Below are 26,730 nucleotides of genomic sequence, written 5' to 3'. Positions count from 1 at the left end.
CCTCCCCGGCAGCCCGCAGGGAGATGGATCAGGTGGACTTGATCGTGAAGTTGGCGCCGGACTTGGCGGCGACCGTCGACGAGCCCGCGTAGTAGGCGTGCAGGATGTGCTTGCCGCGGCTCAGCTTCGGCAGGGTGACGGTCACCTTGCCGCCGCTCAGGGTGCCGGTGGCGATCACCCTGCTGCCCTCGTAGATCTTCACGGTGCCGCCGGGCGTGGTGCCGGTCGCGGTGACCTTGACGGTGACCTTGGCGTGGGCGGTGTGGCTCACCGAGGAGGGCGCCGTGGTGCTCACGGAGGCGGTCGCCTTGGTGACCTTCAGGGTGGCGGTCGTGGAGGACGAGTAGAGCTTGCTGGTGCCCGCGTAGGAGACGGTCAGCGTGTGCGTGGCGACCTTGAGGTGGCTCGACAGGGCGACGGTGGCCTTGCCGGAGCTGTCCAGGGTGCCGGTGCCGAGGACCGTGGAGCCCTCCTTCACGGTGACCTTGCCGGTCGGGGCGACGCCGTGGCTGCCGGTGACGGTGACGGCGACCTTCGGGGCCTTGCCGTACGGGGTCGTGGCGACCGTGGCGGCCGTGGTGCTCTTGTACTTGACCGAGCCGGTCCAAGTGGCGTCCGCACCGAGGCCGTTGACGTTCGCGGCGGTCACGGTGGCGGTGTACTTGCCGAGCGCCAGACCCGTGAAGCTGTACGTCGTCGTGGTCGCCGGGACGTCCTTGGTGGCGACGACGGCGCCGTCCGCGTCCTTCAGCGTGACGCGGTAGTCGGTGACCGGGTTGGCGGGGGCCGGGGTGGGCGCGGTCCAGCTGAGCTTGAGGCTCTTGTCGCCCGGGGCGGCCTTCAGGGTGGGCGCGCCCGGCGTGGCCAGGTTGGCGCCCGAGTTCTCCAGGCCGCCCTGCTTGGCGTGCTTGGCCAGGTTGACCGAGCCGTTGTACGACTCGTTGAGGAAGCCGAAGGCCGAGATGACCTGCTCGGCGCCGTCGGAGGCCAGGGCAGCGGTGTGGCTGCCGCTGGTGACGAAGACGTCGTAGACGTCCTTGTCGAAGAAGACGCTGGTCGGGTCGACGGCGCGGGTCGGGACGACGTTGTAGACGTCGCGGCCGAAGGTGGCGTTCTCGTAGTAGCCGGAGACGGGGACCAGCTTGCCGTTCACCGTGGTCACCGGGCTGGTGGCACCGGTGTCGCTGGGCAGCTGGACGCTCGCCAGGTGGGCGCCGGCGGCGACCGCGGTGGAGCTGTAGTCGGGGGCGACACCGTTGTTCTGCGCGATCCAGCTGCCCACGGAGAACGGGACGAGGGTGCCGTCCTCGGTGAGGGCGGCGTTCGCCTGGTTCTCCTGGACGGTCGGCAGGTTCGGGTCGACGGTGTTCTGGTCCAGGCCGATCGCCGCGAGGAAGAACTTGCGGGTGCCGGAGTTGGCCTGCGGGATGACCGGGTGCACGGTGACGCCGTTGATCTTGTGGTCGCTGCCCGCCTGGTAGACGTCGTGCAGCTGGGCGACCGTCAGGTTGTCGAGGCCGGAGCCGCGGACCGCGACGCCGACCGCGTCCCGCGCGAACGGGATGTAGGTCAGGGCGGTGCCGGAGGCGGTCGGGCCGCTGGAGGAGCGGGCGAAGTCGACCTGGCCCGTGATGGCGGAACCGTCGCTGTTGGGGTACTTGTCGCCGGTCAGCGACGCGCTCAGCGCCGCGCGGCCCGCGCCGGAGCCGTTGGGGCGGGCGAAGGTCGGGCCGCCCGAGCGGGTCTGGATGGTGGCCGAGCCGATCGCGTCGTACGAGGCGACGCCCGCGCCGGACGCCGACTTCACGGCCGTCGTGGCGTAGCTCGTGCCGTTGACCGTGTCTCCGGCGAGGGCGTTGAGCACGTCCTGGGTGGTGTCGGAGCCCACGCCGACCAGCTGGCGGAAGGTCCCGGCGGGGGTGGGGTCGGCGTACGCCGGGCTCGCGAGAGCCACACCGCCGGCCACCACTGCGGCGGCGACGAGCGCGGCCGTGGAGCGCGTTCTGCGCATGGAGAGTCTCCGTGACTGTGCGAAAGGGGTGGATCGATCTGGCAGGGTGGTGCGGACCGTCCGCCCCGACTGCCTTTCGGGGCGGGCGGCCGTCTGTGGAGCACCGCAGGGTGCTGTCAGGGGCGACGCCGCGGAATCAACTTCCGTAGACGCTCGGGGAGTTCGGGTACGACGGTCACCGTGCGACCGCCGGGGAGGGGCACCCGCAGCGGCAGCCGCAGTCGGCTTCCGCCCGCGAAGGGGGCGCCCGCGCCGGCCGCGGCGCCGAGGGCGGCGCCGACCGGAACGGCGTAGCGCAGCGGGTTGGCCGGGTCGGCGGGCGTGGCGCCCGAGGCGGTGGTCTGTACCGCCTTGCCGCCGCCGTAGGAGGGGGCACCGCTCGGCGTGGCACTCGCGCCCGCGCCCGCGCTGGTGGTGCCGGTGCCGCCGTCCGCCGTGCCGCCCCCGGAGGACCCCGCACCCGCCGAGCCGTCCGTGCCCGAGCCCGAGTCGCCGCCGGTCGAGCCACCCGAGGAGCCGGAACCGTCCGCCGGGGAGCCGCCCTTGAAGTGCAGGAGCGTCTCGGCGGCGTGCGCCGTACGGGTCCGCAGCTTCTGCGACAGCGGGGCGTACCCCGCCGGGAGGCGGCCCGGGTCGGCGCCGCTGACCTGTCCGCCGCCGGCCGCGTACTTCAGCAGTGCCGCGTAGTCCTTGCGGGCGTCGGCCTTGAGCTCGGCCGGGCGGAGGGCCGCGTACACCAGCTGGGCCAGCGGGTAGGCGCCCTTCGCCTTGGCCTTCGACGGGTTGATCTCGGCGACGCCCTTGCCGGAGGCGCTCTGCGCCGCGGTGCTCAGGGAGGCGGTCGTCGGCGCCACGTACTTGCCCGCGGTGTTCAGGAGCCGGGCAGTCTGCAGACCGTACCGGGCCGCCGAGGCCGCGTCGGTGATCGTGATCATGAACCGGGAGCCGACCGTCTGCGGGCCGGGCGTCTTGAACGCGGGCGGGCTGGACAGCGGGTCCCAGGTGGCCTTCCACAGGCTGTCGGCGCGCAGGGTGTGCAGAGCGCCGGCGTGCATGTCCGACACGTACGGATGGAAGTCGATCATGCACTGCTTCTCGGTGGCCCCGGTGCCCGGCGGGATCGTGCACCAGGGATCGCTCTTCGGGTAGGTGTCGGTGTCGGCCGGGTTGAAGGCGAAACCGGTCGGGTTCAGGTCCGCGTTGGTGCTGAAGTACGGGTCGACCCGCATCCCCCAATCGTCGGACACCCCCGCGAGGAAGTTGCGGGCGTCCTTGTCGGCGACGATCCACTGCCACACCGCGCGGGCCGAGTCGCTGTGGCCGAGCGAGGTGAGCAGGTCGGTGTCGGTGGCGGGGGTCTCGGCGACCGAGAGCTCGCCGAACTCGGGGTTGAGCGCGATGAATTCGGGGTCGCTCGCGAGGCCCGCCGGGTTGTTCCTCGCCCAGCCGTAGCCCTTGGCGACGGTGGAGCCGTTGACCGCGCCCCAGGGGGAGTTGCGGTAGGACTCGGTGAGCAGCTTGGCGACCAGGCGGGGGTTGAGGTCGATGGACCTGACCCTGCTCCCGGCGAGTCTCTGCGTCGCCTCGGAGGCTCCGGCCTTGGGCCTGCGTTCGATGTTGAAGCCGATGACGGTGCCCGAGAGCGCGGTGGGTGCGTAGACGGTGGTGCCGCTCGGGGCGGTCGTGCCCGCGTCGGCGCCCAACGCCCGTGTGGTGAAGGCGAGTCCGGACGATCCGTCGTTGCCCAGGCGGGCACGGGTGTCGGGCTCGCCGAGCTCGGTGTAGCCGTACACCTTGCCGGTCGGGCACAGGGCCGTCTGCCAGCTGGTCATCGCGTCGGCGGCCAACTCGCTGCCCGTGGTGGGGCGTTCGTCCGAGCCGAGGGCGCAGTTGGTGCCGACCGGATTGAAGTTCAGCGGGATGGCGATGCGGTTCTTCCAGTTGGTGGAGGAGACCGGGGAGCCCGCGTTGACCTGGCTGTGGTCGGCGTACGGCTTGCCGTCGAGGTCGAGGTCGCCCTGGGGGACGATCACCAGCCAGCAGGAGCGGGGCCTGGTCAGGCCGTTCGTCTTCACCGGCGCGCCGCAGCCGAGGTGCGGGGCCTCGTTGGCGGTCTGCACCTCGAAGTTCTCCGTGCCGGTGCCGTCGGCGCCGGTGCGGGCGAAGTCGACCTCGTTGGTGGTGTTGCGGCTGAAGTAGGGGTTGTTCTGGGTGTTGGAAGTGACGGTGGCGCCGCTGACCGGCTTGAAGGGGACCTCGCCCGGAGCGTTGGGGTTGCTCGCCCCGTACCGGTCGTCATGGCCGTAGTTGGTGGGGTCGGCGCTGTAGAAGACCTTGCGGGTGTCGTCGTAGTCGTTGCCGGGCCAGCTGCCCCGGCCGGTGGTCGGGGAGGCACCGTACTGGCACTGCGTGCGCGGCGGGCCCGGGTTCGACGGGACGGTGCCGTCGTCGTCGCCCCAGCACTGCATGATCTGCACGAAGTCGGTGTTGAACAGCGTGCCCGCGAAGGTGGTCGGGGTGCCGCCCTTCCAGGAGACCGTGATGGCCTGGCTGGTGAGGTGGGTGGTCTGGCCGACGGTGAACTGCATGTCCTTGAACTCGCCCCGCCCGGGGACGGTGACGGCGGATCCGGTGGCGGCCGTTGCGGGCGGCGCGGACTGGGCGACCGCGAACCCGGCGAGTGCACCGACGGTGGCCCCGGCGACGATCCTCAGCAGCAGACGTCGTACGCGATTCATCGCCGGCCCCCGTCCGAGGCACGCCGGATCATCCGGGAGACGACCGAGGGCAGCAGGACCAGCCCGAGGACCAGGAACGCGGCGAGCACCATCAGCGTCTGTGTGCTCGTCCAGCCGCTGCGCCCGGCGACCGCGACCGGCTGGGCGAGAGCGACGGTGCCGCCCGCGGTGGTGGAGCCGCTGCCGGTGCCGTCGGCGGCGATCGTCTGGCCGGTGTCGGGGTCGACGGACGGCTGCCCGCCGCCGCCGGAACCGCCGCCCGTTGCCGCACCACCGCCTCCCCCGGTGCCACCGCCGCCCGCCGTACCGCCGGAGGAACCGCCCGTCGACCCGCCCGAGCCGCTGCCGCCCGAACTCCCGCTGCCGCTGCCGGACTTGGCGCCACCGCTGCCCGTCGCGCAGGGCGCGGCGCCCTTCTTGTCGCAGGCCGCCGGGTAGGGGGCGGTCTCGGCGAGCTTGTTGCGGCCGCTCGTGGTGAAGGTCGGGTTGTTGCAGCCGCGGATGTTGATGTTCTGCGTCTGCACGCCCGGGATCCGGCGGATCTGGTCGAAGCCCGCCTGCACCAGGTTGATCGGCAGCGGCGAGTAGCCGAGGTCGGGCGCCTGCTGCTGGCCCTGGCACATGAAGTAGTACGAGAACGCGCCGAGCGTCTTGCCCTTGGCCTTGGTGAAGGTGCCCTGCACCTTCAGCGGCAGGATCATGTACGAGTAGCTGGACAGCGGGTAGTTGCGCCTGTCGCTGTCGTTGTAGACGCCGTCGAGCTGCTGGGTGAGGTAGTCCGGCGAGCTCTTGTTGGTGTTGATCTTCGCCTTGAGCAGCGAGACCGCCACGTTCTGCGGGGTCGGCTCGGTGTAGTAGCCGGCGTGGTTGAGGACCTTGGCGACCGGATAGTGCGCGTTGAGGGCGTAGGAGTAGTTGACGTAACCGATCGCGCCCTCGCCGTAGTTCTGGGCCACGTAACCCGCGACACCGAGGTCGCCGGACTGGGCGATCATGCCGGAGACGGTCGGGTAGTACGAGGTCTGCCCGCACGCACCCGAGCGGCCGACGCGCCCGCAGTACGCCTGCCACAGCGACTTGTGCTGGTTGGCCATCCACATCGTGAACTGGGCGGTGGAGCCGGAGCCGTCGGAGCGGACCACCGGGACGATCGTGCGGTGCGGAAGCTGGAGGCCGGGGTTGTCGGCCTTGATCGCCGCGTCGTCCCAGGTCTTGACGACACCGGTGAAGATCTTCGTGACCACGTCTCCGGAGAGGCGGAGGTTGGTGACCCGCTTGCCGTTGACGGTGAGGTGGTACATGAAGACGGTGCCGCCCGCGACGATCGGCATGTAGGCGTACGAGCCCGCGCCCGGGCGTTCGGCTGCGCTGCCGTCGGTGGGGTGGGTCTGGAACGGGATGTCCGAGACCGCGAAGTCGACGGTGCCGCTGAGGAATTGGCGGCGGCCGTCGGAGGACCCGGTGCCGGCGTACGAGATCCGCATGCCGTACTGGTTCACCGCCCGGCGCCATTCGTCGACGGCGTTCTCGGCCCAGGTGGAGCCCGCGCCGGCGATGGGGGTGTAGGAGTCGGCGGCGGCCGGGGCGGCCGGCACCGCGGTGAGGAGGGCGATCAGCGCGCCGAGGATCCCGAGCGCCCGCAGGAGAGGCGGACGGGTGAGGTGGCTTGACATCAGTCGTTCTCTCCGGTGACAGGCTCGGGGTCGAGGAGGGACAACGTGGGTGCGTGCAGTTCGTCGAAGCGGGCGACGTCCCGGCGTGAAGCTCGTGCCGCCCTCCGTGCCTGCCGTCCGCTCTGGTGGCCGGGCCCCCGGCCGCCGATGATCCGGGCGATCGCGAACAGCACCAGGACCAGCGCCATCAGGACCGCCGCCGCGCCGAAACCCCGCGCGATCATGGTCGGTTCGGGCGAGCGGACGAAGTTGAAGACGGCCAGCGGGAGGGAGATCATCGGGCCGTTCGTGGGGTCGGCGTTGAGGGCCGCCGTGAAGCCCGCCGTGAGCAGCACGGGCGAGGTCTCGCCGATGCCGCGTGCGGTGCCGAGGATGACGGCCGTCGCCAGGCCCGAGCGTGCGGTGGGCAGGACGACGTGCCACACGGTCCGCCAGCGCGGGGCGCCCAGCGCCTCCGCCGCCTCCGTCAGCGTCCCCGGCACCAGCCGCAGTACGACGTCCGCCGCCCGGATCACGATCGGCAGCATCATCACGCTGATCGCGAATCCCGCCGCGAGACCCGACTTCTGCATGCCGAGCATGAGGATCCAGGTCGCGTACACCATCAGACCGGCCACGATCGACGGCAACGCGGTCATCGCCTCGACGATCGTGCGGACGAAGCGGGAGAAACGCCCGGGGATCTGGTTCAGGTACACGGCGCAGGCCAGCCCCAGCGGCACGGTGATCGCCAGCGCGATCGTGATCATGATGAGCGTGCCGAGCATCGCGTGGGCGATGCCGCCGTGGGTGAGCGGGTCCAGCGGGCCCGCCGCCTGCATGTCCTGGGTGAAGAAGTTCCCGTGCGGCAGGGCCTCCCGCCCGCGCCAGGCGGTGAAGCCGACGACCAGCGCGAGCGCGGTGAACAGCGCCGCGGCCGCCGTCCACAGCACGACCGTCATCACCCGGTCGCGTACGGCCTGACCGTCCTCCTCCAGGCCGGTGAGCACCGCGTAGATCGCCAGGAAGGCGAGATAGGCGGTGACGAAGAACCCCAACTGGCCGGAAAACGGCGCGAGTTGCCCGAACAGCAGGACCGCGACGCACAGCCCGGAGGCCGCGGCCCCGCACAGCGACAGCACACCGGAGCGGGTGGGCCCGCCGATCCGGCGCGGCCGGTCCGGGAGTTCGGCGGGGACGGCGTCCTCGGCCGGAGCCGCGATCTCCACTGTCTCTTCCACGACGGTCATGTCATGCCTCGCTCTGCGCGCCGGACCGGGAGCGGGCCACGATGGAGGAGGCGGTGAAGTTGACCGCCAGGGTGAGCAGGAACAGCGCCAGGCCCGCTGCCATCAGCGCCGACATGCCGAAGGTGGAGGCGTCGCCGTAGTGCAGGGCGATGAGCGAGGAGACCGAGTTCGAACCGGTCTGAAGGATGTGCGGCTGGATGACGAAGACCGGCGAGATGATCATGTAGACGGCGATCGTCTCGCCCATCGCCCGGCCGAGCCCCAGCATCGTGCCGCCGATGATCCCACCCATGCCGTACGGCAGGACGACCGTGCGGATCACGCCCCATCGGGTGGCGCCGAGCGCGTAGGCGCCCTCCCGCTCGCCCGCCGGCGCCTGCGTGAACACCTCGCGCATCACCGAGCACTGGATCGGCGCGACCATCAGCGCGACGACGAGCCCGGCGACGAAGGTGGACGCGGTGTACACGCTGTCCGAGGCCAGCGGCTCACCCGGCTGGGTGCCGTCCACCCTGAACACCGGGATCCAGCCCAACCAGTCGGACAGCCAGCGGGACAGCCCGATGACGTGCTGCTGGAAGAAGAACAGTCCCCACAGCCCGTACACCACCGACGGGACGGCGGCCATCAGGTCGACCATCGTCACGAGGGTGCGGCGCAGACCGCGCGGCGCCACGTCCGAGATGAACAGGGCGGTCCCGACGGCCAGGGGCACCGAGATCGTCACCGCGACGAGGGCGATCAGCAGGGTGCCCGTGAGCACGGCCGCGATGCCGAACCGGTGGACGTCCGGCTGCCATTCGGCGGTGGTGAGGAAGGAGAAGCCCCTGGCCCGCAGCGCCTGGCCGGCCCGCAGGAGCAGGAAGAGCCCGACGGCCGCCATGATGCCGAGCACGACGACCCCGGTGGCCGTCAACTGGTACCGGAAGACCCGGTCCCCGAACCCGCGGGCCGTGTGCGGCCGGCGGGGCACGGGTCTGTCGGACTCCGGTCTGTCGGAGTCCTGCAACGCGGACAGCACGTACGCCCCCAGGACAAGGAAACGATCCACCCCACTTGGCGCCGAGCGGGCGCCGCGCGAGGTGAGTCAATGGCCGGTTCTTGTCGGTGCGTGGCGCGATGTGTGGATGATCAGTGAACAGCTCGTGTCATTTCAGTGGGGCAGCCGTGGAGATGAGCCGGTCGGTGCCTCGCCCTTCCTGTCCGCGACGCCGATGTCCAGGAGCGCGCTCCTGGTCGTTCCGAGGTAGACGAGGCTCGACGGGTCGAAGACCCAGACGGAACCCGCGGAGGCGCCCTCGAACGTGAGGCCGACACCCTCCCGCCCGGCGGCGTCCTTGACGTGGTCCACCACGTGCGCGCCCGGGAGCTTCGCCATGGCGCGGTAGAGCGCGGCGCTCAGATCCGGCAGCAGGGTGGCGTTGTCGATGATGGCTCCGATGTTCTCGAGCGCGATTTCCAGGCGGCGGGCCGGTCCCATCCTGGTGTCGCCGTAGAGCCTCTTCAGCAGCGCGTCGGGATCGGTGGGCAGGGCCTCAAGCTGCCGGAAGGTCAGGTAGCCGGAGCCGTACATGGCCATGGTCATCTTCTTGGCGGGGTCGTCCACCGCGACGCCCTTCCTCAGCCCCGACCGCTTGCCGTCCACCGAATCCCACTGCTCACTTCGGACGGCTCCCTTGTACTGCTCGACCTTGAAGGTCCCCTTGCGCTTCGCGAGCTCCGCGGGATCGTTGAACTCGACGCCCAACTCACCGGCCGATCCCTGGGACTTGGTGTAGATGTACTGGTCGTCGCGCACCGTCACCGCCGGACGGTCGGCCGCCGCCAGGGCGATCCGGGCCAGCAACTGCGTGGCATCGCCGTTGTGTTTCGTGGCAGCCGTGCCGGACTTGTCGTCGTGTGCGCCGTCGAGCGCCACCACGCCCCAGCTGACGGCGGCTGCCAGTGCCAGCGGCGCCGCGACGAGAACGAGGAGGCGTCTGCGGTTCCGGCGTGCGGGGGACACAGGGGACGTGTCGATCGCACCCGACTGCTCGTGGAGGGCCTGGTCGGTGATGTGTTCCATCAAGGATTCCCTGAGGACGCGGTGGCGGTCCTGCGCGAGCACCGGCCGACCCGGCGCGGGCAGCAACTCGGCCAGGCCCTGATGGTCGGCCGGCTGATCGCGTCGTCGCGGGTTGGTGTTCGTCGCTTCTTCTCCTGCGTGGACCGAGCCGCCTGGTGGCGGCTACCCGGTGTCTGTCCGGCCGCGGCCAGGCGTTGCGTTCCGCGCTGCCCGGTTGCGCCTTCCGTGCCGCCTGTTCCGTCACCGGCGTCACCCGCGCCACCGACGAGTTCGAGCTCGGTGAGCCTGCGCAGGCGTTTCCTCGCGCGCGAGAGCCGGGCCCGTACGGTGCCGACGGCGACGCCGAGGGCCTCGGCCGCCGTGGCGGCGTCCAGGCCCTCCCAGACGCACAGCGTGAACACCTCGCGCTCGCCACGGCGCATCATGCTCAACGCCCTCTGCGCCGCGGCCAGTTCCTCGGTGTCGGCGAGTCGCTGCGCCACCGCGTCGGCGATGTCCGGCACGGGGTCGGGAGGCGGCACCCTCATGAGCGCCGCCTGATGTCTTCGCGCCGCCCGCGCCGTGTTGCGCGTGACGTTCGTCGCGATCCCCAGCAGCCACGGGCGCAGGCTGTCCTCCCCCGGAAGGACCCGCTCCCGCAGCCGCCATGCCTCCAGAAAGGTCAGCGACACGACATCGTCGGCCATGGCCCAGTCGCCGGTCATCCGGGCGGCGTGCCGGTAGACCGCCGAAGCGTGCTCGTCGAAGAGTTGCCGGAACGCATCCGGATCCCCGGCCCGCACACGGGCGCGCAGTGAAATCTCCACGCTCCTCCCTGTCCGACGCACGGAGCACGTTGCGGTGACCCGGGTCACACCAATGTCCGCTCCGGAAGGCTCTCCGCTCCGGAACCGTCCCCGCGGGCGCGAGGGTCAGGAACCCGCAAGAAACGAAAGGCGCACCTTGCGGTCCGGGTTGTCGCGATTCGTATCCACGAGGCAGACCGACTGCCAGGTCCCCAACTCCAGCCGCCCGCCCAGCACCGGCAGCGTCGCGTGCGGTGGCACGATCGCCGGGAGGACGTGGTCGCGGCCGTGGCCGGGGCTGCCGTGGCGGTGCTGCCAGCGGTCGTCGGCCGGGAGGAGCGTGTGGAGGGCGGTCAGGAGGTCGTCGTCGCTGCCGGCGCCCGTCTCGATGATCGCGATTCCGGCGGTGGCGTGCGGGACGAAAAGGTTCAGGAGGCCGTCGCGGTCGGCGGCCACCTCCCGCAGGAAAGACTCGCAGTCGCGGGTCAGGTCGACGATCCTCTCCGCGGATCCGGTGGCGACGTTCAGCACTCGGGTGGTGAAGGCATCTGACATGACCCCATCCTGACCCATTCGCCGGGTTCCGCATGCGAACGGCCGCCCGCCAGTTGGTACGAGGGGTCCATTCCGCGAGACGCCATTGACCGTGCACCGACCAGCTGGCTAATTTCGGCCGCATGTTGCGTTCAGCCATGCTCACCACGCGCGGTCACATCGACCTGCTGCGGGTGGCCTCCGCCGCGTGTCGTCGCGGCTGCTGACGCCTTTTCACTTCCCCTCTTCTCTCCCTTTTCCGCCTGCGCACTGCCACGTCGGCGCACACAGCCATGACCGTACGTGGTGGCGCTGAGGTGTCGCGCCCTCCCCCCACCGGCCGCTCTCCTCCCGTGGAGCAACCATGAGCATCAGCCACGCCCCGCCGGAATCCTCCGAACCCGATATTTCGCCCATATCCGCATCGAAGGGCGACGAAGTCGACTCCCGCGCCCCGGCCGTCTCCCTCGACCTCACCCTCATCGTCCCCGCCTCCTCCCGCCGCACCCGCGTCCCCCGCTGGCTGCGTCGCACTGCCGGCCCCGTGCTGCTGCTCGCCCTGTGGCAACTCCTCAGCAGCACCGGTGTGTTGACGTCCGACGTGCTCGCCTCGCCCGGTCGCATCGCGCAGGTCGCCGGGGATCTGATCTCCGACGGTTCGCTGACCTCGGCCATGGGGACCTCGCTGCAGCGCGTGGCGTTCGGGCTGCTGCTCGGCACCGTCGTCGGGACCGGACTCGCCCTGGTCTCCGGGCTGTTCAGGATCGGTGAGGATCTGGTGGACGCGCCGGTGCAGATGCTGCGGACCGTGCCGTTCGTCGGTCTGATCCCGCTGTTCATCATCTGGTTCGGCATCGGCGAGGCCCCGAAGGTCGCCATCATCACGCTCGGCGTGACCTTCCCGCTCTACCTCAACGTCTACGCCGGAATCCGCGGCGTGGACGCCCAGTTGATCGAGGCCGGGGAATCCCTCGGGCTCTCCCGCTGGGGCCTGGTGCGGCACGTCGTGCTGCCGGGGGCGCTGCCCGGCGCGCTCACCGGGCTGCGCTACTCCCTCGGCATCGCCTGGCTCGCGCTGGTCTTCGCCGAGCAGATCAACGCGGACGCCGGCATCGGCTTCCTCATGGTGCAGGCACGGGACTTCCTGCGGACCGACGTGATCGTGGTCTGCCTCATCGTCTACGCCTTCCTCGGTCTGCTGGCCGACTTCATCGTCCGCTCCCTCGAAAGGCTGCTGCTGCAATGGCGACCGACGTTCACCGGCCGGTGAGCCCGCAGGTGTCCAGGACGTCTCACGCGGTGCACGTCGAGGGGCTGACCCGCTCCTTCGACGGCCGTGCCGTCATCGACGACCTCCAACTCGACGTCCGGCCGGGCGAGTTCGTCGCCCTGCTCGGCCGCAGCGGCTGCGGCAAGTCCACCCTGCTGCGCATCCTGGCCGGTCTCGACCGCGACATCCAGGGCACCGTCCTGGTGCCGCGCCGCAAGGCCGTCGCCTTCCAGGCCCCGCGCCTGATGCCGTGGAAGAAGGTCTGGCGCAACGTCCTGCTCGGCCTGCCCGGCAAGCCCGAACGGGCCGTCGCCGACCAGGCGTTGGAGGAGGTCGGACTCAGCCACCGTACGAACGCCTGGCCGAAGACCCTCTCCGGCGGCGAGGCCCAACGCGCCTCCCTCGCCCGGGCGTTGGTCCGCGAGCCCGATCTGCTGCTGCTCGACGAGCCGTTCGGCGCGCTCGACGCGCTCACCCGCATCAAGGCCCAGCGCCTGGTGGGCGAGTTGTGGCAGCGCCGCGGCTGCTCCGTACTGCTGGTCACGCACGACGTGGAGGAGGCCGTACTGCTCGCCGACCGCGTCCTCGTCATGGACGACGGCGTCATCGCGCACGAGCAGCTCATCGACCTCGAACGCCCCCGTGACATCGCCGACCCCCGGTTCGCCGAACTCCGCGCCGGCCTGCTGGAACGCCTCGGCGTCGACACCGCCGCCGAAGCCGCCTGAACTCCCCCACGCCCCAGCCCAGTTCCACGCACCTGCACTCCTCCCCCCGCCCAGCTCCACAGAACGGATCCGATCCCCCATGCGACGACGCCTCGTCCCCGCCGCACTGCTCCTCCCCCTCGCCCTCCTGCTCACCGCCTGCGGCGGGAACGCGTCCGCCGGCACGGGGACCGACACCGACGGCAAGGGCTCCCTCACGCTCGACGTCGGTGACCAGAAGGGTGGTTCGGAGGCGATCCTGCGGGCCGCCGGAGAGCTCAAGAACCTCGACTACAAGATCAAGTGGTCCACCTTCACCTCCGGGCCGCCGCTGCTGGAGGCGGTCAACGCCAAGGCCGTCGACATCGGCGGCGTCGGCAACACCCCGCCCGTCTTCGCCGCCGGGGCGGGGTCGAAGATCACGGTGGTGGCCGCCTTCCACGGCACCTCCAGGGGCGACGCCATCCTCGTGCCGAAGGGCTCGAAGCTGACCAGGCCCGAGCAGCTCAAGGGCAGGTCCGTCGCCGTGGCCCAGGGTTCCTCCGCGCACTACCAGCTGGTCGCGTCCCTCAAGGCGGCCGGGCTGAGCCTGAGCGACGTCAAGGTCAAGTACCTCCAGCCGGCCGACGCACTGGCCGCGTTCACCTCCGGCAAGGTGGACGCATGGGCGGTCTGGGACCCGTACACCTCGCAGGTGCTCCAGGCCAAGCAGGGCAGCGTCCTGACGACCGGCGACGGCGTCACCAACGGGCTCACCTTCCAGGTGGCGGCACCGAACGCACTGCAGGACAAGAAGAAGGCCGCCGCCATCAAGGACTACCTGGAGCGGCTGCGGCGGGCGACGGCCTGGGTCTACGGCCACCAGGAGGAGTGGGCCAAGGTCTGGGCGAAGGACACCGGGCTGCCCTACGACGTGGCGCTGGCCTCGGTGAAGCGCACCAACGCCACCCGCATCTCGGTCGCCGTCGACAAGCCGCTGATCGCCTCCGAGCAGCAGATCGCCGACGCCTTCACGGGGCTGAAGCTGATCCCGAAGAAGGTCGAGTTCGGGGACTTCGTGGACACGCGCTACAACGGCGACCTGCCGCCCTCGACGACGCCGGCGCGCGCCTCCAAGGGCTGAGGACTCGACCGGGCGGCGCCCCCCGTGTCACCGGGGATCGCGGGGAATCGCGGGGGAAGATCCACGGCCTCGACGCGGTTAGTAGAAGCGTGAACAACACGCGTGAGGTCGACGTCGTCGTCATAGGCGCTGGTCAGGCAGGTCTGTCCAGCGCCTATCACCTGCGGCGCACCGGTTTCGAGCCGGAGCGCGACTTCGTTGTACTGGACCACTCCCCCGGTCCGGGAGGCGCCTGGCAGTTCCGGTGGCCGTCGCTGACGTACGGCAAGGTGCACGGGATGCACGCGCTGCCAGGCATGGAGTTGACGGACGCGGATCCGGCGCGGGCCTCCTCGGAGGTGATCGCCGAGTACTTCGCCGCATACGAGCGGGCCTTCGACCTTCGGGTACGGCGTCCCGTCGACGTCCGTGCGGTGCGTGAGGGGGACGGCGGGCGGCTGCTCGTCGAGACCTCGGACGGCACCTGGTCCACACGGGCGCTGATCAATGCGACGGGCACCTGGGACCGGCCGTTCTGGCCGCGCTATCCGGGCCAGGAGACCTTCCGGGGGCGGCAGTTGCACACGGCGCAGTACGCCGGGCCGGAGGAGTTCGCCGGGAAGCGGGTCGTCGTGGTGGGCGGGGGTGCGTCCGGCACCCAGCATCTGCTGGAGCTCGCCCCGTACGCGGCCGAGACCACCTGGGTCACCCGCCGGGAGCCGGTCTTCCGCGAGGGGCCGTTCACCGAGGACGTGGGCCGGGCCGCCGTTGCGCTCGTCGAGGAGCGGGTGCGGCAGGGGCTGCCGCCCAAGAGCGTGGTGTCGGTGACCGGGCTGCCGCTCAACGACGCGATCAGGCAGGGCATCGAGGACGGGATCCTGAACCGCCGGCCCATGTTCGACCGGATCACCCCGGACGGGGTGGAGTGGAACGACGGGCAGCGCGTGGGCGCCGACGTCATCCTGTGGGCCACCGGGTTCCGGGCGGCCGTCGACCACCTGGCACCGCTGCGGCTGCGCGAGCCGGGCGGCGGCATCCGCGTCGACGGGACGCGCGCGGTCGCCGATCCGCGGATCCATCTGGTCGGCTACGGCCCTTCGGCCAGCACCATCGGCGCCAACCGTGCGGGCAGGGCCGCCGTACGGGACATCAGGCGGCTGCTCGCCGATCAGCCGGTCGCAGCGTGATGCGGCACCCCGTCACTTGGCCGAACCCGCCTTCTTCTGCCCGGCGTTGAACTCGGCGACATTGCGCTGGTGTTCGGCGTAGTCGGCGGTGAAGCGGGTGTCGCCGGGCTTGACCGTGACGAAGTACAGCCAGTCGCCCGGGGTCGGGCTGATCGCGGCACGCATCGCGTCCTCGCCCGGGTTGTCGATCGGCGTCGGCGGCAGACCCATGCGCTGGTACGAGTTGTAGGGGCTGTCGAGCTTCGTGTCGTCGGAGGTCGTCTTCAACGTGGCGCGGTTCAGGGCGTAGTTGATGGTCGAGTCCATCTGCAGCGGCATCCCGCGCTCGAGCCGGTTGAAGACGACCCGCGCCACCTTGCCCATGTCGGCCTTCGACGCGGCCTCGGCCTGCACAATGCTCGCGATGGTGACCGCCTGGTAGACGTTCATGGCGTTGCGCTGCGCACCGGCCGCCATCGGGGCTCCGTTGAACTTCTTGTTGGCGGTGTCGACCATGGACGTCAGCAGGGACTCGGGGGTCGTCTTCTCGGCCAGCGGATACGTCGCCGGGAACAGGTAGCCCTCCGGGTTGCCCTCGGCGTCGTTCGGCAGTTTCAGCCCGGCCCTGCCGAGGGAGTTCTTGGTGGTGCCGGCGGGCAGGGCGAGGGCCTTGTCGACGGCCGCGTAGACCTGGCCCGAGCGCCAGCCCTCCGGGATCAGCAGGGACGAGGGGCGGCTGTCCCCGTCGCTCTCCAGGGTCAGCAGCGGCACCGCCACGGCGATGCCGGCCACGACCGCGCCGGTCGCGATGAGGGCGAACCGGCCCCTGCGCGTCAGTCGAATCGTTCTCCATGGCGGAGTGTTCTGGTACATGCGGGCACGGTAACCCGCATACCGTCACAAACACGGCATATGTTCACCCTGTCGGTTCCAGTTGGGCATCCCGGCGTACGAGGGCCGCGTACCGCCCGTCCTGCCCCAGCAGTTCCTCGTGCGTGCCCCGTTCGGCCACGCGTCCGGAGTCGAGGACGACGATCTGGTCGGCATCGCGGACGGTGGACAGACGGTGCGCGATGGTGAGGGTGGTGCGGTTGGCCGACAGGGCGTCGATGGCGTCCTGGACGGCCGCTTCGGTACGGGTGTCCAGGGCGCTGGTCGCCTCGTCGAGGATCAGCACCGGCGGATCGCGCAGGATGGTGCGGGCGATGGCCAGGCGCTGCTTCTCACCGCCGGAGAAGCGGTGGCCGCGCTCGCCGACGACGGTGTCGTAGCCGTCGGGCAGGGCCGCGATGTGGTCGTGGATCTGGGCCGCCCTGGCCGCCTGGTGGATCTCCTCGTCGGTGGCGTCCGGCTTGGCGAAGCGCAGGTTGTCCGCGACGGAGGCGTGGAAGAGGTACGTCTCCTGGGAGACGACGCCGACCGCGCGCGCGAGGGTGTCGAAGTCGAGGTCGCGCACGTCGACGCCGTCGAGGGTGACACGGCCGGCGGTGACGTCGTACAGCCGCGGGACGAGATAGCCCAGCGTCGACTTTCCGGCGCCGGTCGGGCCGACGACGGCGAGGCTGCTGCCCGCGGGGACGTCGATGCCGATGCCGTCGAGGATGGGGCCGCCTTTGTCGTCGTATCGGAACTCGACGTCCTCGAAGCGGACTTCGCCCTTGATGCGGTCGAGGTGGACCGCGTCGTCCCGCTCGGTGATGTCGATCGGCAGGTCGAGGTACTCGAAGATGCGCTGGAAGAGCGCGAGCGAGGTCTGGATCTGGACGCCGGTCGCCAGCAGGCTGACGGTCGGGCGGAACAGGCCCTGCTGGAGCGAGACGAAGGCGACGATGGTGCCGATCGAGACCTTCGGGCCGCCCATCTGGAGGGTCATCCCGGCGGTCCAGTAGATGACGGCCGGCATGGCGGCCATGACGATGCTGATGACGGCCATGCGCCAGCGCCCGGCCATGTTCGAACGCACCTCGAGGTCGACGAGGCCCTCGGACTCCTCGGCGAAGGACCTCGTCAGCGAGTCGGAACGGCCCATGGTGCGGCCGAGCAGGATGCCGCTGACGGAGAGGGACTCGGTGACGGTCGCGGCCATCGCGGCCATCTGCTTCTGGCGCTGGGTGGTGATCTTCTTGCGTTCCCGGCCGACGCGGCGGCTGATCCACACGAAGACCGGCAGCAGTAGGAGCGAGACGACGGTCAGGCGCCAGTCGAGGGCGACCATCGCGACGATCGTGGCGACCACGCTGGTCAGGTTGGAGACCAGGGAGGTGGCGGTGGAGGTGACGGTGGCCTGCATGCCGCCGATGTCGTTGGCTATGCGGGACTGGACCTCGCCGGTACGCGTGCGTGTGAAGAAGGCGAGGGACATGCGCTGCAGGCGGCCGTAGACCGCGGTGCGCAGGTCGTGCATGACGCGCTGGCCGACGGTCGTCGAGATCAGGGTCTGCAGGACGCCGAAGACGCTGGTCAGGACAGTACTGACGATCATGCCGAGCGCGAGCAGGCTGAGCAGCCCGGTGCGGCCCTGGGGGATCGCGACGTCGAGGGTGGCCTTCAGCAGGAAGGGCGTGGCCACCGAGACCAGCGACGAGGCGCCGACCAGCAGGCCGACGACGGCGAGGCGGGCGCGGTAGGGGCGGAAGAGTTTCAGGATGCGGCGCACCTGCCGGGGCTGTTCCTTGGAATCGGCAGGCGGCGTCCATCTGGGTTCACGGTCGGGATGCATGGGCTCCTACGGGTTTCGACGACGTTGGCCGGCGCGGTGCGGTGAGATGCGGCGCCGACTGACGGACCTTAGCTCATTGTTACCTATGCTCACAATGAAATAGGTCCTGATATTGTTCCCGCATGACCACCCCCGATCCCGACGGCCTGCTCGCCGAGCAGCTGCTGCGGCTCACGCGCCGTGTGCACCGGATCCAGAAGCGCCATATGGAGCAGGCGGGCCTCGGCGTGACCCCGGCCCAGTCCCGGCTGCTGCGCACGCTGGCGCACTACGGCTCGCCGCCGCGCATGGCCGACCTCGCCGAGCGCCTGGAGGTGGTCCCCCGTGCCGTGACCTCACTGGTCGACGGTCTGGAGGCGAGCGGCAAGGTGCGCCGGGTGCCCGATCCGACCAACCGCCGGGTGATCCGCATCGAGCTCACGGACGACGGCCACAAGGCGCTGCGCGAACTGCGCGGAGCGCGCCGTTCCGCCGCCGCGGAGATCCTGGCACCGCTGACGGACGAGCAGCGCGAGGTGCTCGGCGGACTGCTGGACACGCTGGTGGACGGGGCGCCGGAGCCGGGGCGACGGTGCTGAGCCGCTCCGGGGGCAGGACTTCACGGCTCGGTCGCACCTGACACCCGGCAACGGGCAGACGCGCGCCGCACGCTCGCGCCGAATATGGCTGTGGCGGAGACTCCGATCGGTGCGCTCATCGCCCTGGGGCGGCCTTGACCCGCCACAGGGTCCGTCGCCATCAGGTGGGGCGGGGCCGGGAGTTGGACAGGCGCGAGAGCCGGGTCGAGGAGCGGGCGCTGGATGAGCAACGCCAGGCCCTCACTCAGGTGTCGCCAGTCTCAGTGGACGTCCGCCTCAATCCCTCGCGTCTGCACGACGGTTGGTTCACGGTCGAGCTCGTCGTACGGAACGGGAGCGATCAGCCGCTGCGGACCCGGCTGTCCGCCTGCTGCACCCTAGGCCAGCCGTAAACGACGACGGGCCGCGACCGTCGCTCCGTCCTCCCGGAGCTGCGGCACGCGACCCGTACGAGTCGGAGTCGGCTCAACTCGCCTCGGCAGCGGCCTCCTTGGTGGCCTGGGCCGGAATCTCGGCCTTGGGAGCCGTCTCCTCGTCGCCTTCCGATACGGCGGCCACGGCCTCGCCGTCCAGAACCTTCTTCGCCCGCTCCAGATCGAGCGCGTTCTCCCAGCGGGACACCGCGAACACCGCAACGCAGTTGCCCAGCAGGTTCGTCACCACGCGCATCGAGTCCATGATGCGGTCCACGCCCAGCAGCAGGGCGACCGCGCCGGCGGGGATCGCGCCCAGGGACGAGGCGGTCGCGGACAGGGCGAGGAAGGCCGAGCCGGGGATGCCCGCCATGCCCTTGCTGGTCAGCATCAGGACCAGGACCACGGTGATCTGCTGGCTCAGACTGAGGTCGACGCCCACGGCCTGGGCGATGAACAGGGTGCCGATGGAGAGGTAGAGCGAGGCGCCGTCGAGATTGAAGGAGTACCCGGTGGGCAGCACCAGGCCCACCGCGTCGTCGCGGGCCCCGGCCTTGCGCAGCTTCTGCATCACGCGCGGCATGACCGACTCGGTGGACGCGGTGCCGAGCGCGAGCAGCATCTCCTCGCGGATGTAACGCAGGAACTTCCGGAGGCTGAGCCCGGTGACGATGCGCAGGGCGACGGCGAGCAGCGCGACGAACAGCGCGGCGGCGACGTAGCACAGGATGATCAGCTTGGCGTAGGTCTCGATGACACCGAGCCCGTACTGGCCGATCAGGACGGCCATGGCGCCGAACACCGCGATCGGGGCGAGCCGCATCACGAACCCGACGATGGCGAAGATGATCTCCTGGGCCTGCTCGATGGCGGGCAGCACCTGCGGCACCTTGGTGTGCCCGAGATGCAGCAGGGCCGCACCCACCAGGCAGGCCAGGATGAGGACTTGGAGCAGGGAGTTCTCGGCGAAGGCGCCGATGAAGCTGGTCGGCAGCGCGTTCAGGACGAACTCGGTGGTCGAGGGCAGTGAGCCGCCGCCCGTCTTCGCGTCGACCGCCTTGGTGCTCAGCGTGGACGGGTCGACGTGCATCCCCGAGCCGGGTTGCACGACATTGGCGGCGATCAGCCCGATGAGCAGGGCGAGCGTGCTCGCGACCTCGAACCAGATCAGCGCCTTGAGCCCGATCCGGCCGAACGCCTTCAAGTCGCCGGCCTTGGCGATGCCCACGACGACCACGCAGAACACGAGCGGGGAGATGATCGTCTTGATGAGGCGGGTGAAACCGTCGCCGAGCGGCTGGAGATCCGTGGCCACGTCGGGCCACAGCTTTCCTACGACGATTCCGAGGACCAACGCGCAGAGAACCTGCGCGAACAGTGAGGTACGCAGTATGCGTGCGACGCGTCGCGGGGCGGACGGGACGGACGGCGGCACGGGCACTCCTAGTGGGGACGTCAACACGACAGAAGCCGTGGGGACTTCTGCAATACGGAAAGCGGCTTCCGTGACGATCACTTTCGGCGTGTTGTTGATCCCTGCAGCAACCTCCGTGTTGCGGACATGTAAATCACGCCCCGTGTGACGCATCGCACACAACTGGCCTCAGCAGTGGTCGCGTTCCTCCGTGAGCACCCCCTGCACAGTGGTCAGGGAACGGTCGTAGCAGCCCGCCGAACCGTACAGCCGGTACCGCTCGCTCGTCGTACCGACCGCGTGCCGCTGGTCGCGGGGCACTCCCGTCGTCCACGTGGCGTCACCGGTGACCGTGTCGTCGAGCCGCGACCAGCCCGTCCGCCGGCCGGCGCGCGACTCGACGACCGTGGCACGGTCGCCGAGGGTGAGCTCGGTGCGCAGCCGGGCGTCGTCGCCGAGCGTGGTCGTGCCGTTCATGGTGTACGTCCGGTGCGTGGCCGTCGTACGGGCCGGTCCGCGTCCGTCGACGGTGACCGACTCGTCGTCGGTCCAGGTGGCATCCAGCCCGTCGACGTTCTCGCCGTCGATCCACCGGTGTACGGAGTTGTCGGCGAGCGTGCGGCTGACGGTGGTCGTCACGCGGCCGTGCGAGGTGTCGACGTAACCGGCGACGGTCAGCCGGTGACCTGCCTCGGTGTCCACGCGATGCGGCGAACCGGCCGTGTACGTCGAGGAGTTGGCGAGCTCGCCCGCCTCGAGCCGGGTGAGCTTCCCGGTGACCTGCGCCCGCTTGGCGTCCTGCCAGACGAGGACGTTCACCGGAGCGCTCCAGCCGCTCTGCCCCTCGGGGACGCCCACGACCGAGACCTCGACCTTGTGCGGACGGCCGTCGTCGAGGATCCCGGCGAAGGGCGTCAGGTCGTATTCGATCGGCTTGACGTCGAAGGCGCGGGGACCCGGAACGACGTACCAGAGGAAGGGGTTGGACCATCCCCCGGTCCACACGTGCGGGAACGGCGCGGCGATTCCGGCCAGTTGGCCGTCCACCTCGATCTGCACCTCGCGGTACGGTCCGTCGTCGGCCCGGCAGGAGTAGGGGGCCTTGTCGGGCACCGCCAGGTACCAGAACTCCTCGCACCCGCCGCCCGATCCGGTGGCGTACACCTCGGCGAGGATGCGTTCGCCGTTGCGGGGTGCGGTGAGGCTGCCGCCGTCGCCGAGGGTGAGGACCTTGTCGGGGGCCGCGGCCGGCTTCCCGGCGTAGAAGGTCAGCGTGACCTCGACGTCGATCACGCCCGTGTACGTGTCGTCGACGACGTTGCCGATGAGCATCTCGACGTCCTGCTTGCCGCGGAAGGTGTCGCTGTAGCGCGTGACGTCCTTCTCGACGGACCACTCGATGCCGTCGGGCGAGGGTTCGGGAGTGGACGTACGGAAGATCTCGACCCCGCCCACGTGCAGATGGCCGAGCCGGTCGAATTGTCGCCCCTTGACCTTGCCGTCGAGGCGCAGCACCACCTTGCTCCAGCGGTCGCCGCAGCCGTCGGGCGGTGTGTACGTGCCCCTGTACGGCGTGAAGTCCCTGAACTGGGCCTCGGCGAGGGTGACTCGGCAGGACTTGCCGGCCGGCTTGGCGACGGGCGGGGCCGCGGTCACCGGGTCGTGCCAGTCGGTGCCGAACTCGGCGGGCACGTCGGCGGATCGGGCCGGAACCGCCCCGAGGAGGGTGCTCGCCAGGAGGGTCGCCCCGGCGAGCATGGACATGACTATCCGTCTCTTCATGGCCGGTGTTCTACGGGGAGTCGGCCACCCCTGACAATGAGGCGTCGTGCGCGGGTGCTAGGCCTTCAGGTCCGCCCTGTCCCCCATCACCACCACGGGATGCCGAGCCGGGTCGATCGCGCGCAGCAGGTACGCCATGGCCGGCTTGGACAGGCTGACGCAGGCCGACGTACCGCTGCCGTGGTCCATGTGCAGCCAGATGCTGCCGCCCTTCGCGGCGCCCTCCGGGCGGGCCGGGTCGTTGGGCGGGCGGCCCTTGACGCGGTTGTAGTCGATGGCGATGACGTAGTCGAAGTCGTGCCAGTGCGACTCGGCCCACCAGCGCGGGGCCGCGAAGGACGCGGAGCGGGTGTACGGGAGCCGGGCGCCGGGGTTCGCGAGCACGCCGCCCGCGTCGGTGAGCGTGAACACGCCGATCGGGCTGCGCTTGTCGCCCTCGTGGTGGTCGGCGGTCCAGCCCCTCTTGCCGTTGTGCGCGGGCCAGCTGCGGATGCGGTCCCAGGTGGAGCCCTGCTTCGTGTAGAGCACGACCGTGGAGTCGGCGGAGTCCCGGCCGGCGCCGTAGACCGCCACGACCTGGCGGGAGTCGGCGGGGATCCGGCGCTGCAGTCGGTCGCCGACGTCCGGGATGCGGGTGGGGTCGGCCCTGCTCACGTGTGTGGAACCCGACTTGGCGCCCCCTGCCGTATCGCCGCCGCCCTCTTTCGCGCCCCCGCAGGCCGCCGTCGTGAGAAGGGTTGCCAGGGCCGCCAACACGACCGCCGATCGCGGTGCGCCAATCTTTCGCATCGCCCCATTTTGTACCCGGCTTGTACCGCGCGCAGAAAACCGTTTGCCTCCGACCACTCTCCGAAGCGAACCTTGCACGGTTTGCTGCCGCCGTTCGCGGCTCCTCCACCCCCCTGACACGAGCCACTGGGACGTCAGTCGTCATGCAGATTCAAGACCTTCCGTATCCCGACCCGGGCGTGCCGGACGCACGTTCGGGTCCCCGATTCCTGTGGTGGCTGGGCCGGAATCAGCTGGGCGGGCAGTTCAGGGCGCTCGCCTGGGGGCTGTTGCACTTCGTGGCGGTCTCCGCGCTGCCGTTCTGCGTGGGCCTCGCCGTGCAGGCCGTGGTGGATCGTTCCGGCAGGCGTCTGGCGCTGACGGGCGGGCTGATGGTGCTGGTCGGCGTCTGCGTCGCGCTGGGCGACACCTTCCTGCACCGGACCGCGGTGACCAACTGGATCACGGCCGCCGCCCGCGTGCAGCAACTGCTCGCCCGCAAGGCCGCGGTGCTCGGTTCGGCACTGACCCGGCGGGTCGCGGCGGGCGAGGTCGTGGCCGTGTCCACCGGAGACGTCGAGAAGATCGGCTGGTTCGTCGAGGCCGTCTCCCGCTTCACCGCCGCCGCGGTCACCGTCGTGCTGGTCTGCGTCGCCCTGGTTCTCTACCAGCCGGCGCTCGGCGTGGTCGTCGCCGCGGGCCTGCCCGTCCTGGCGGTCGCGGTGCTGCCGCTGCTGCCGCGGGCCACCCGCCGGGCAGACTTCCAGCGCGAGAAGGCGGGCCGGGCCACCGAACTGGCCTCCGACACCGTGGCCGGCCTTCGCGTGCTGCGCGGCATCGGCGGCGAGGAACTGTTCCTCGACCGCTACCGCCGCGCCTCGCAGGAGGTCCGCCACGCGGCCGTGCGCAGCGCCCGCATGTGGTCCGTGATCTCCGCGATCCAGGTGCTGCTGCCGGGTCTGCTGATGATCGGGGTCGTCTGGTACGGCGTCCATCTGGCCCGGCAGGGCCGGATCACCGTCGGCGAACTGGTCACCGTCTACAGCTCGGTGATGGTCCTGACCTATCCGCTGCGGCACTTCGAGGAGATCGCCATGGCGTACTCCTTCTCGCGGCCCTCCGCCAAGCGGGCCGCACGTGTGCTGTCGCTGGAGCGGGCCACGGACACCGGGGGTTCGCGCCCGGCCGACGTCCCCTCCGGGGACCTGTACGACCCGGCGACCGGTCTGCTCGCGCCCGCGGGCCGGCTGACCGCCGTGGTGTGCGGCGACCCGGACGCGGCGGGGCGGCTGGCCGAACGGCTGGGCGGGCACCCCGCGGAGGAGGGCACCGCGGTGCTGCTGGGCGGCGTACCGCTCGACGAACTGCCGCTCGACACCGCCCGCAGGGCCGTCCTCGTCCAGGACAAGGACCCGGTGCTGCTGTCCGGTTCGCTGCGCGAGCTGCTCGACGTGCCCGCTTCGGGCGAGGTCGGCGCGGCCGAGGCGCTGGCGGCCGCGCAGTGCGGGGACGTCCTGGAGGCGCTCGCCCAGGGGTCGTTGGACGCCCAGGACCCGATGGACGCGCGGATCACCGAGCGCGGCCGGTCCCTGTCCGGCGGGCAGCGGCAGCGGCTCGCGCTGGCCCGTTCGCTGGTCACCGACCCGGAGGTGCTGGTCCTGGACGAGCCGACCTCCGCCGTGGACTCGCACACGGAGGCACGGATCGCGGGGGGCGTGCGGGAGCTGCGCGAGGGGCGCACGACGGTGGTGTTCACCTCCTCGCCCCTGCTGCTGGACCGCGCCGACCGGGTCGTGCTGGTGCACGAGGGCGAGGTCACGGCGGTCGGTGTGCACCGCGAACTGGTACACACCGACCCCCGGTACCGGGCCGTGGTGACCCGGGAGACCGAGGAGGAGTCCGCCCTGAGCGGCGTGCTCGACGAACTGGACGAACTGCGAGAGATCGAGGAGACGGCATGATCGGCGTGGCGCCACCGGCGTACGACCCGGCGGCCCCGACGACGGCGAGCACCCTGCCGGTCGGCGCCCCCGCGACCGTACGCGCCTATGTGGCCGAACTGTTCCAGCGGCACCGGCGCGCCTTCCTGGTCCTCATCGCCGTCAACACGGTGTCCGTCGTCGCCTCGATGGCGGGCCCGTGGCTGCTGGGCGGGCTGGTGGAGCGGGTGTCCGACCATGCGCGTGAGCTTCATCTGCCGCTCACCGCCGGTCTGTTCGTGCTCGCGCTGCTCGTCCAGGCCGTGTTCGTACGGGAGGTGCGGCTGCGCGGCGCGATGCTCGGCGAGCGGATGCTGGCCGACCTGCGCGAGGACTTCCTGGTGCGGTCGGTCGGGCTGCCGCCGGGCGTCCTGGAGCGGGCGGGCACGGGAGACCTGCTCTCCCGCATCACCACCGACATCGACCGGCTCGCCAACGCGATGCGCGAGGCCGTGCCCCAGCTGGCGATCGGCGTGGTGTGGGCGGTGCTGCTGATCGGCGGGCTCGTCGTCACGGTGCCGCCGCTGGCGCCCGCCGTCCTGGTCGCCGTGCCGCTGCTGGTGGTCGGCTGCCGCTGGTACTTCAAGCGGGCGCCGTCCGCCTACCGCTCGGAGGCCGCCGGATACGCCGCCGTGGCCGCCGCCCTCGCCGAGACCGTCGACGCCGGCCGCACCGTCGAGGCCCACCGCCTCGGCGGGCGCCGCATCGAACTGTCGGAGCGGCGGGTCAAGGAGTGGACGGCCTGGGAGCGCTACACGCTGTATCTGCGGTCGGTGCTGTTCCCGGTCATCAACCTCACCCATGTCACGGTCCTCGCCTCGGTGCTGATGATCGGCGGCTGGTTCGTGCTGCAGGGCTGGATCGGGGTGGGCCAGCTGACGACGGGCGCGCTCATCGCGCAGATGCTCGTCGACCCGGTGAACCTGATCCTGCGCTGGTACGACGAGCTGCAGGTGGCCCAGGTGTCGCTGGCCCGCCTGGTCGGCGTGCGGGACATCGAACCGGAGGCCGGTGAGGAGTCCCTCGCCCCCGACGGACGCGATGTCCACGCGGACCGGGTGCACTTCGGCTACCGCGAGGGCGTGGACGTGCTGCGCAAGGTCTCCCTGGAGGTCGCGCCCGGAACCCGGCTGGCGCTGGTCGGCCCGTCGGGCGCGGGCAAGTCCACCCTGGGCAGGCTGCTCGCCGGCATCTACGCGCCCCGGTCCGGCCGCATCACCCTCGGCGGTGCGGAACTGTCCCGGATGCCCGCCGAACGCGTCCGCTCCCACGTCGCCCTCGTCAACCAGGAACACCACGTCTTCGTGGGCTCCCTGCGGGACAACCTCCTGCTCGCCCGGACCGACGCCGTGGACGCCGAGCTGTGGGCGGCGCTGGGCGCGGTCGACGCCGACGGCTGGGCGCGGGCACTGGACGACGGCCTGGACACCGAGGTCGGCTCGGGCGGGCTGGCGCTCACCCCGGCCCAGGCCCAGCAGATCGCGCTGGCCCGTCTGGTGCTGGCCGATCCGCACACGCTGGTCCTGGACGAGGCGACCTCGCTGCTGGACCCGCGCGCGGCCCGCCATCTGGAGCGGTCCCTCGCCCGCGTCCTCGACGGCCGCACGGTGGTCGCCATCGCCCACCGGCTGCACACCGCCCACGACGCCGACGTCATCGCCGTCGTGGAGAACGGCCGCATCAGCGAGCTGGGCAGCCACCACGAGCTGGTCGCGGCGGACGGGGCGTATGCGGCGCTGTGGCAGTCCTGGCACGGGTGAGCCGCTGAACCTCGGGCCGGTCGGGAGCTGGCCCGGG

The 26,730-nt window shown here is 71.0% G+C and carries 20 protein-coding genes and 1 pseudogene; 8 read left to right on the top strand and 13 right to left on the bottom strand.

From position 1 onward, the window contains the following. Positions 1-28: 28 nt before the first annotated feature. The 8 genes and pseudogenes from ABZ880_RS17520 to ABZ880_RS17485 all read right to left on the bottom strand — a co-directional run bounded on the left by ABZ880_RS17520 (position 29) and on the right by ABZ880_RS17485 (position 11,056). The gene (locus ABZ880_RS17520; protein ID WP_361263046.1) at positions 29-2,011 is read right to left on the bottom strand and encodes an Ig-like domain repeat protein; all 1,983 of its coding nucleotides are present in this window, start codon (positions 2,009-2,011) and stop codon (positions 29-31) included. 116 nt (positions 2,012-2,127) lie between these two features. Continuing rightward, on the bottom strand, positions 2,128-4,749 hold the full coding sequence (locus tag ABZ880_RS17515) for a hypothetical protein (RefSeq protein WP_361263043.1): 2,622 nt from the start codon (positions 4,747-4,749) through the stop codon (positions 2,128-2,130). Continuing rightward, positions 4,746-6,422 (bottom strand): phosphate ABC transporter substrate-binding protein PstS, encoded by a 1,677-nt coding sequence (locus tag ABZ880_RS17510; RefSeq protein ID WP_361263040.1) that lies wholly within the window; start codon positions 6,420-6,422, stop codon positions 4,746-4,748. The genes ABZ880_RS17515 and ABZ880_RS17510 overlap by 4 nt, the downstream gene beginning before the upstream one ends. Beyond that, positions 6,422-7,651: a phosphate ABC transporter permease PstA gene (pstA, locus tag ABZ880_RS17505; RefSeq protein ID WP_361263037.1), complete on the bottom strand. Its 1,230-nt coding sequence runs from the start codon at positions 7,649-7,651 to the stop codon at positions 6,422-6,424. Before pstA ends, ABZ880_RS17510 begins: the two co-directional genes overlap by 1 nt. Before the next feature lies 1 nt (position 7,652). Then, complete coding sequence (pstC, locus tag ABZ880_RS17500) at positions 7,653-8,702, bottom strand: phosphate ABC transporter permease subunit PstC (protein ID WP_361263035.1); 1,050 nt, start codon at positions 8,700-8,702, stop codon at positions 7,653-7,655. A 102-nt stretch (positions 8,703-8,804) separates the two neighbouring features. Then, positions 8,805-9,716, bottom strand: a complete 912-nt coding sequence (locus tag ABZ880_RS17495) for a CU044_5270 family protein (RefSeq protein ID WP_361263032.1) — start codon at positions 9,714-9,716, stop codon at positions 8,805-8,807. A 266-nt stretch (positions 9,717-9,982) separates the two neighbouring features. Beyond that, positions 9,983-10,522: pseudogene (locus ABZ880_RS17490) on the bottom strand (RNA polymerase sigma factor); the annotation flags it as partial. Between the two features lie 105 nt (positions 10,523-10,627). Further along, entirely contained in the window at positions 10,628-11,056 is a 429-nt protein-coding gene (locus ABZ880_RS17485) for a YjbQ family protein (protein WP_361263030.1), read from the bottom strand. A 122-nt stretch (positions 11,057-11,178) separates the two neighbouring features. Between ABZ880_RS17485 and ABZ880_RS17480 the strand changes: the two genes are divergently transcribed. From ABZ880_RS17480 to ABZ880_RS17460, 5 genes are all read left to right on the top strand, one after another. Next, complete coding sequence (locus ABZ880_RS17480; RefSeq protein WP_351276907.1) at positions 11,179-11,262, top strand: putative leader peptide; 84 nt, start codon at positions 11,179-11,181, stop codon at positions 11,260-11,262. A gap of 137 nt (positions 11,263-11,399) precedes the next feature. Continuing rightward, positions 11,400-12,305 carry an ABC transporter permease gene (locus tag ABZ880_RS17475; RefSeq protein WP_361263028.1) on the top strand — a complete coding sequence of 302 codons (906 nt, stop codon included), beginning with the start codon at positions 11,400-11,402 and terminating at the stop codon, positions 12,303-12,305. Then, positions 12,278-13,033 carry an ABC transporter ATP-binding protein gene (locus ABZ880_RS17470; protein WP_361263025.1) on the top strand — a complete coding sequence of 252 codons (756 nt, stop codon included), beginning with the start codon at positions 12,278-12,280 and terminating at the stop codon, positions 13,031-13,033. Before ABZ880_RS17475 ends, ABZ880_RS17470 begins: the two co-directional genes overlap by 28 nt. A 79-nt stretch (positions 13,034-13,112) precedes the next feature. Further along, a complete protein-coding gene (locus tag ABZ880_RS17465; protein ID WP_361263023.1) occupies positions 13,113-14,135 on the top strand; it encodes an ABC transporter substrate-binding protein in 1,023 nt (340 codons plus the stop codon). A gap of 89 nt (positions 14,136-14,224) precedes the next feature. Next, complete coding sequence (locus ABZ880_RS17460) at positions 14,225-15,301, top strand: NAD(P)-binding domain-containing protein (RefSeq protein WP_361263020.1); 1,077 nt, start codon at positions 14,225-14,227, stop codon at positions 15,299-15,301. Between the two features lie 12 nt (positions 15,302-15,313). Here ABZ880_RS17460 and mltG read toward each other — a convergent pair whose 3' ends face one another. Together mltG and ABZ880_RS17450 are read right to left on the bottom strand one after the other, a co-directional pair. After that, positions 15,314-16,153, bottom strand: a complete 840-nt coding sequence (mltG, locus tag ABZ880_RS17455; RefSeq protein ID WP_361263017.1) for an endolytic transglycosylase MltG — start codon at positions 16,151-16,153, stop codon at positions 15,314-15,316. A gap of 43 nt (positions 16,154-16,196) precedes the next feature. Then, entirely contained in the window at positions 16,197-17,999 is a 1,803-nt protein-coding gene (locus tag ABZ880_RS17450) for an ABC transporter ATP-binding protein (RefSeq protein WP_361263014.1), read from the bottom strand. A gap of 122 nt (positions 18,000-18,121) precedes the next feature. On the opposite strand from ABZ880_RS17450, the gene ABZ880_RS17445 reads away from it, so the two are divergent. After that, entirely contained in the window at positions 18,122-18,577 is a 456-nt protein-coding gene (locus tag ABZ880_RS17445) for a MarR family transcriptional regulator (RefSeq protein ID WP_361263011.1), read from the top strand. Between the two features lie 465 nt (positions 18,578-19,042). On the opposite strand, the gene ABZ880_RS17440 is transcribed toward ABZ880_RS17445, so the two are convergent. From ABZ880_RS17440 to ABZ880_RS17430, 3 genes are all read right to left on the bottom strand, one after another. Then, positions 19,043-20,425, bottom strand: coding sequence for a cation:dicarboxylase symporter family transporter (locus ABZ880_RS17440; protein ID WP_361263009.1), 1,383 nt, complete (start codon positions 20,423-20,425; stop codon positions 19,043-19,045). A 168-nt stretch (positions 20,426-20,593) separates the two neighbouring features. Further along, a complete protein-coding gene (locus ABZ880_RS17435) occupies positions 20,594-22,186 on the bottom strand; it encodes a peptide-N4-asparagine amidase (protein ID WP_361263006.1) in 1,593 nt (530 codons plus the stop codon). A gap of 57 nt (positions 22,187-22,243) precedes the next feature. Beyond that, entirely contained in the window at positions 22,244-22,975 is a 732-nt protein-coding gene (locus tag ABZ880_RS17430; protein WP_361263003.1) for a hypothetical protein, read from the bottom strand. Between the two features lie 143 nt (positions 22,976-23,118). On the opposite strand from ABZ880_RS17430, the gene ABZ880_RS17425 reads away from it, so the two are divergent. Together ABZ880_RS17425 and ABZ880_RS17420 are read left to right on the top strand one after the other, a co-directional pair. Then, a complete protein-coding gene (locus ABZ880_RS17425) occupies positions 23,119-24,915 on the top strand; it encodes an ABC transporter ATP-binding protein (protein ID WP_361263001.1) in 1,797 nt (598 codons plus the stop codon). Beyond that, the gene (locus tag ABZ880_RS17420) at positions 24,912-26,693 is read left to right on the top strand and encodes an ABC transporter ATP-binding protein (RefSeq protein ID WP_361262998.1); all 1,782 of its coding nucleotides are present in this window, start codon (positions 24,912-24,914) and stop codon (positions 26,691-26,693) included. Before ABZ880_RS17425 ends, ABZ880_RS17420 begins: the two co-directional genes overlap by 4 nt. Positions 26,694-26,730: the final 37 nt, after the last annotated feature.

This window comes from Streptomyces sp. NPDC047043 (assembly GCF_040644055.1).
GTDB lineage: Bacteria > Actinomycetota > Actinomycetes > Streptomycetales > Streptomycetaceae > Streptomyces.
Note: the sequence above shows the minus strand (reverse complement) of the source record. Positions and strands in the feature narration are given on the sequence as shown.

What these genes read in the sequence shown, in the direction of transcription:
- ABZ880_RS17480 (WP_351276907.1), top strand. Translation starts at nt 11,179, where the DNA reads ATGTTGCGTTCAGCCATGCTCACCACGCGCGGTCACATCGACCTGCTG.
- pstA (WP_361263037.1), bottom strand. Translation starts at nt 7,651, where the DNA reads ATGACCGTCGTGGAAGAGACAGTGGAGATCGCGGCTCCGGCCGAGGAC.
- ABZ880_RS17430 (WP_361263003.1), bottom strand. Translation starts at nt 22,975, where the DNA reads ATGCGAAAGATTGGCGCACCGCGATCGGCGGTCGTGTTGGCGGCCCTG.
- ABZ880_RS17485 (WP_361263030.1), bottom strand. Translation starts at nt 11,056, where the DNA reads ATGTCAGATGCCTTCACCACCCGAGTGCTGAACGTCGCCACCGGATCC.
- ABZ880_RS17520 (WP_361263046.1), bottom strand. Translation starts at nt 2,011, where the DNA reads ATGCGCAGAACGCGCTCCACGGCCGCGCTCGTCGCCGCCGCAGTGGTG.
- ABZ880_RS17515 (WP_361263043.1), bottom strand. Translation starts at nt 4,749, where the DNA reads ATGAATCGCGTACGACGTCTGCTGCTGAGGATCGTCGCCGGGGCCACC.
- ABZ880_RS17470 (WP_361263025.1), top strand. Translation starts at nt 12,278, where the DNA reads ATGGCGACCGACGTTCACCGGCCGGTGAGCCCGCAGGTGTCCAGGACG.
- ABZ880_RS17475 (WP_361263028.1), top strand. Translation starts at nt 11,400, where the DNA reads ATGAGCATCAGCCACGCCCCGCCGGAATCCTCCGAACCCGATATTTCG.
- ABZ880_RS17450 (WP_361263014.1), bottom strand. Translation starts at nt 17,999, where the DNA reads ATGCATCCCGACCGTGAACCCAGATGGACGCCGCCTGCCGATTCCAAG.
- ABZ880_RS17435 (WP_361263006.1), bottom strand. Translation starts at nt 22,186, where the DNA reads ATGAAGAGACGGATAGTCATGTCCATGCTCGCCGGGGCGACCCTCCTG.
- mltG (WP_361263017.1), bottom strand. Translation starts at nt 16,153, where the DNA reads ATGTACCAGAACACTCCGCCATGGAGAACGATTCGACTGACGCGCAGG.
- ABZ880_RS17510 (WP_361263040.1), bottom strand. Translation starts at nt 6,422, where the DNA reads ATGTCAAGCCACCTCACCCGTCCGCCTCTCCTGCGGGCGCTCGGGATC.
- ABZ880_RS17420 (WP_361262998.1), top strand. Translation starts at nt 24,912, where the DNA reads ATGATCGGCGTGGCGCCACCGGCGTACGACCCGGCGGCCCCGACGACG.
- ABZ880_RS17445 (WP_361263011.1), top strand. Translation starts at nt 18,122, where the DNA reads ATGACCACCCCCGATCCCGACGGCCTGCTCGCCGAGCAGCTGCTGCGG.
- ABZ880_RS17465 (WP_361263023.1), top strand. Translation starts at nt 13,113, where the DNA reads ATGCGACGACGCCTCGTCCCCGCCGCACTGCTCCTCCCCCTCGCCCTC.
- ABZ880_RS17425 (WP_361263001.1), top strand. Translation starts at nt 23,119, where the DNA reads ATGCAGATTCAAGACCTTCCGTATCCCGACCCGGGCGTGCCGGACGCA.
- ABZ880_RS17495 (WP_361263032.1), bottom strand. Translation starts at nt 9,716, where the DNA reads ATGGAACACATCACCGACCAGGCCCTCCACGAGCAGTCGGGTGCGATC.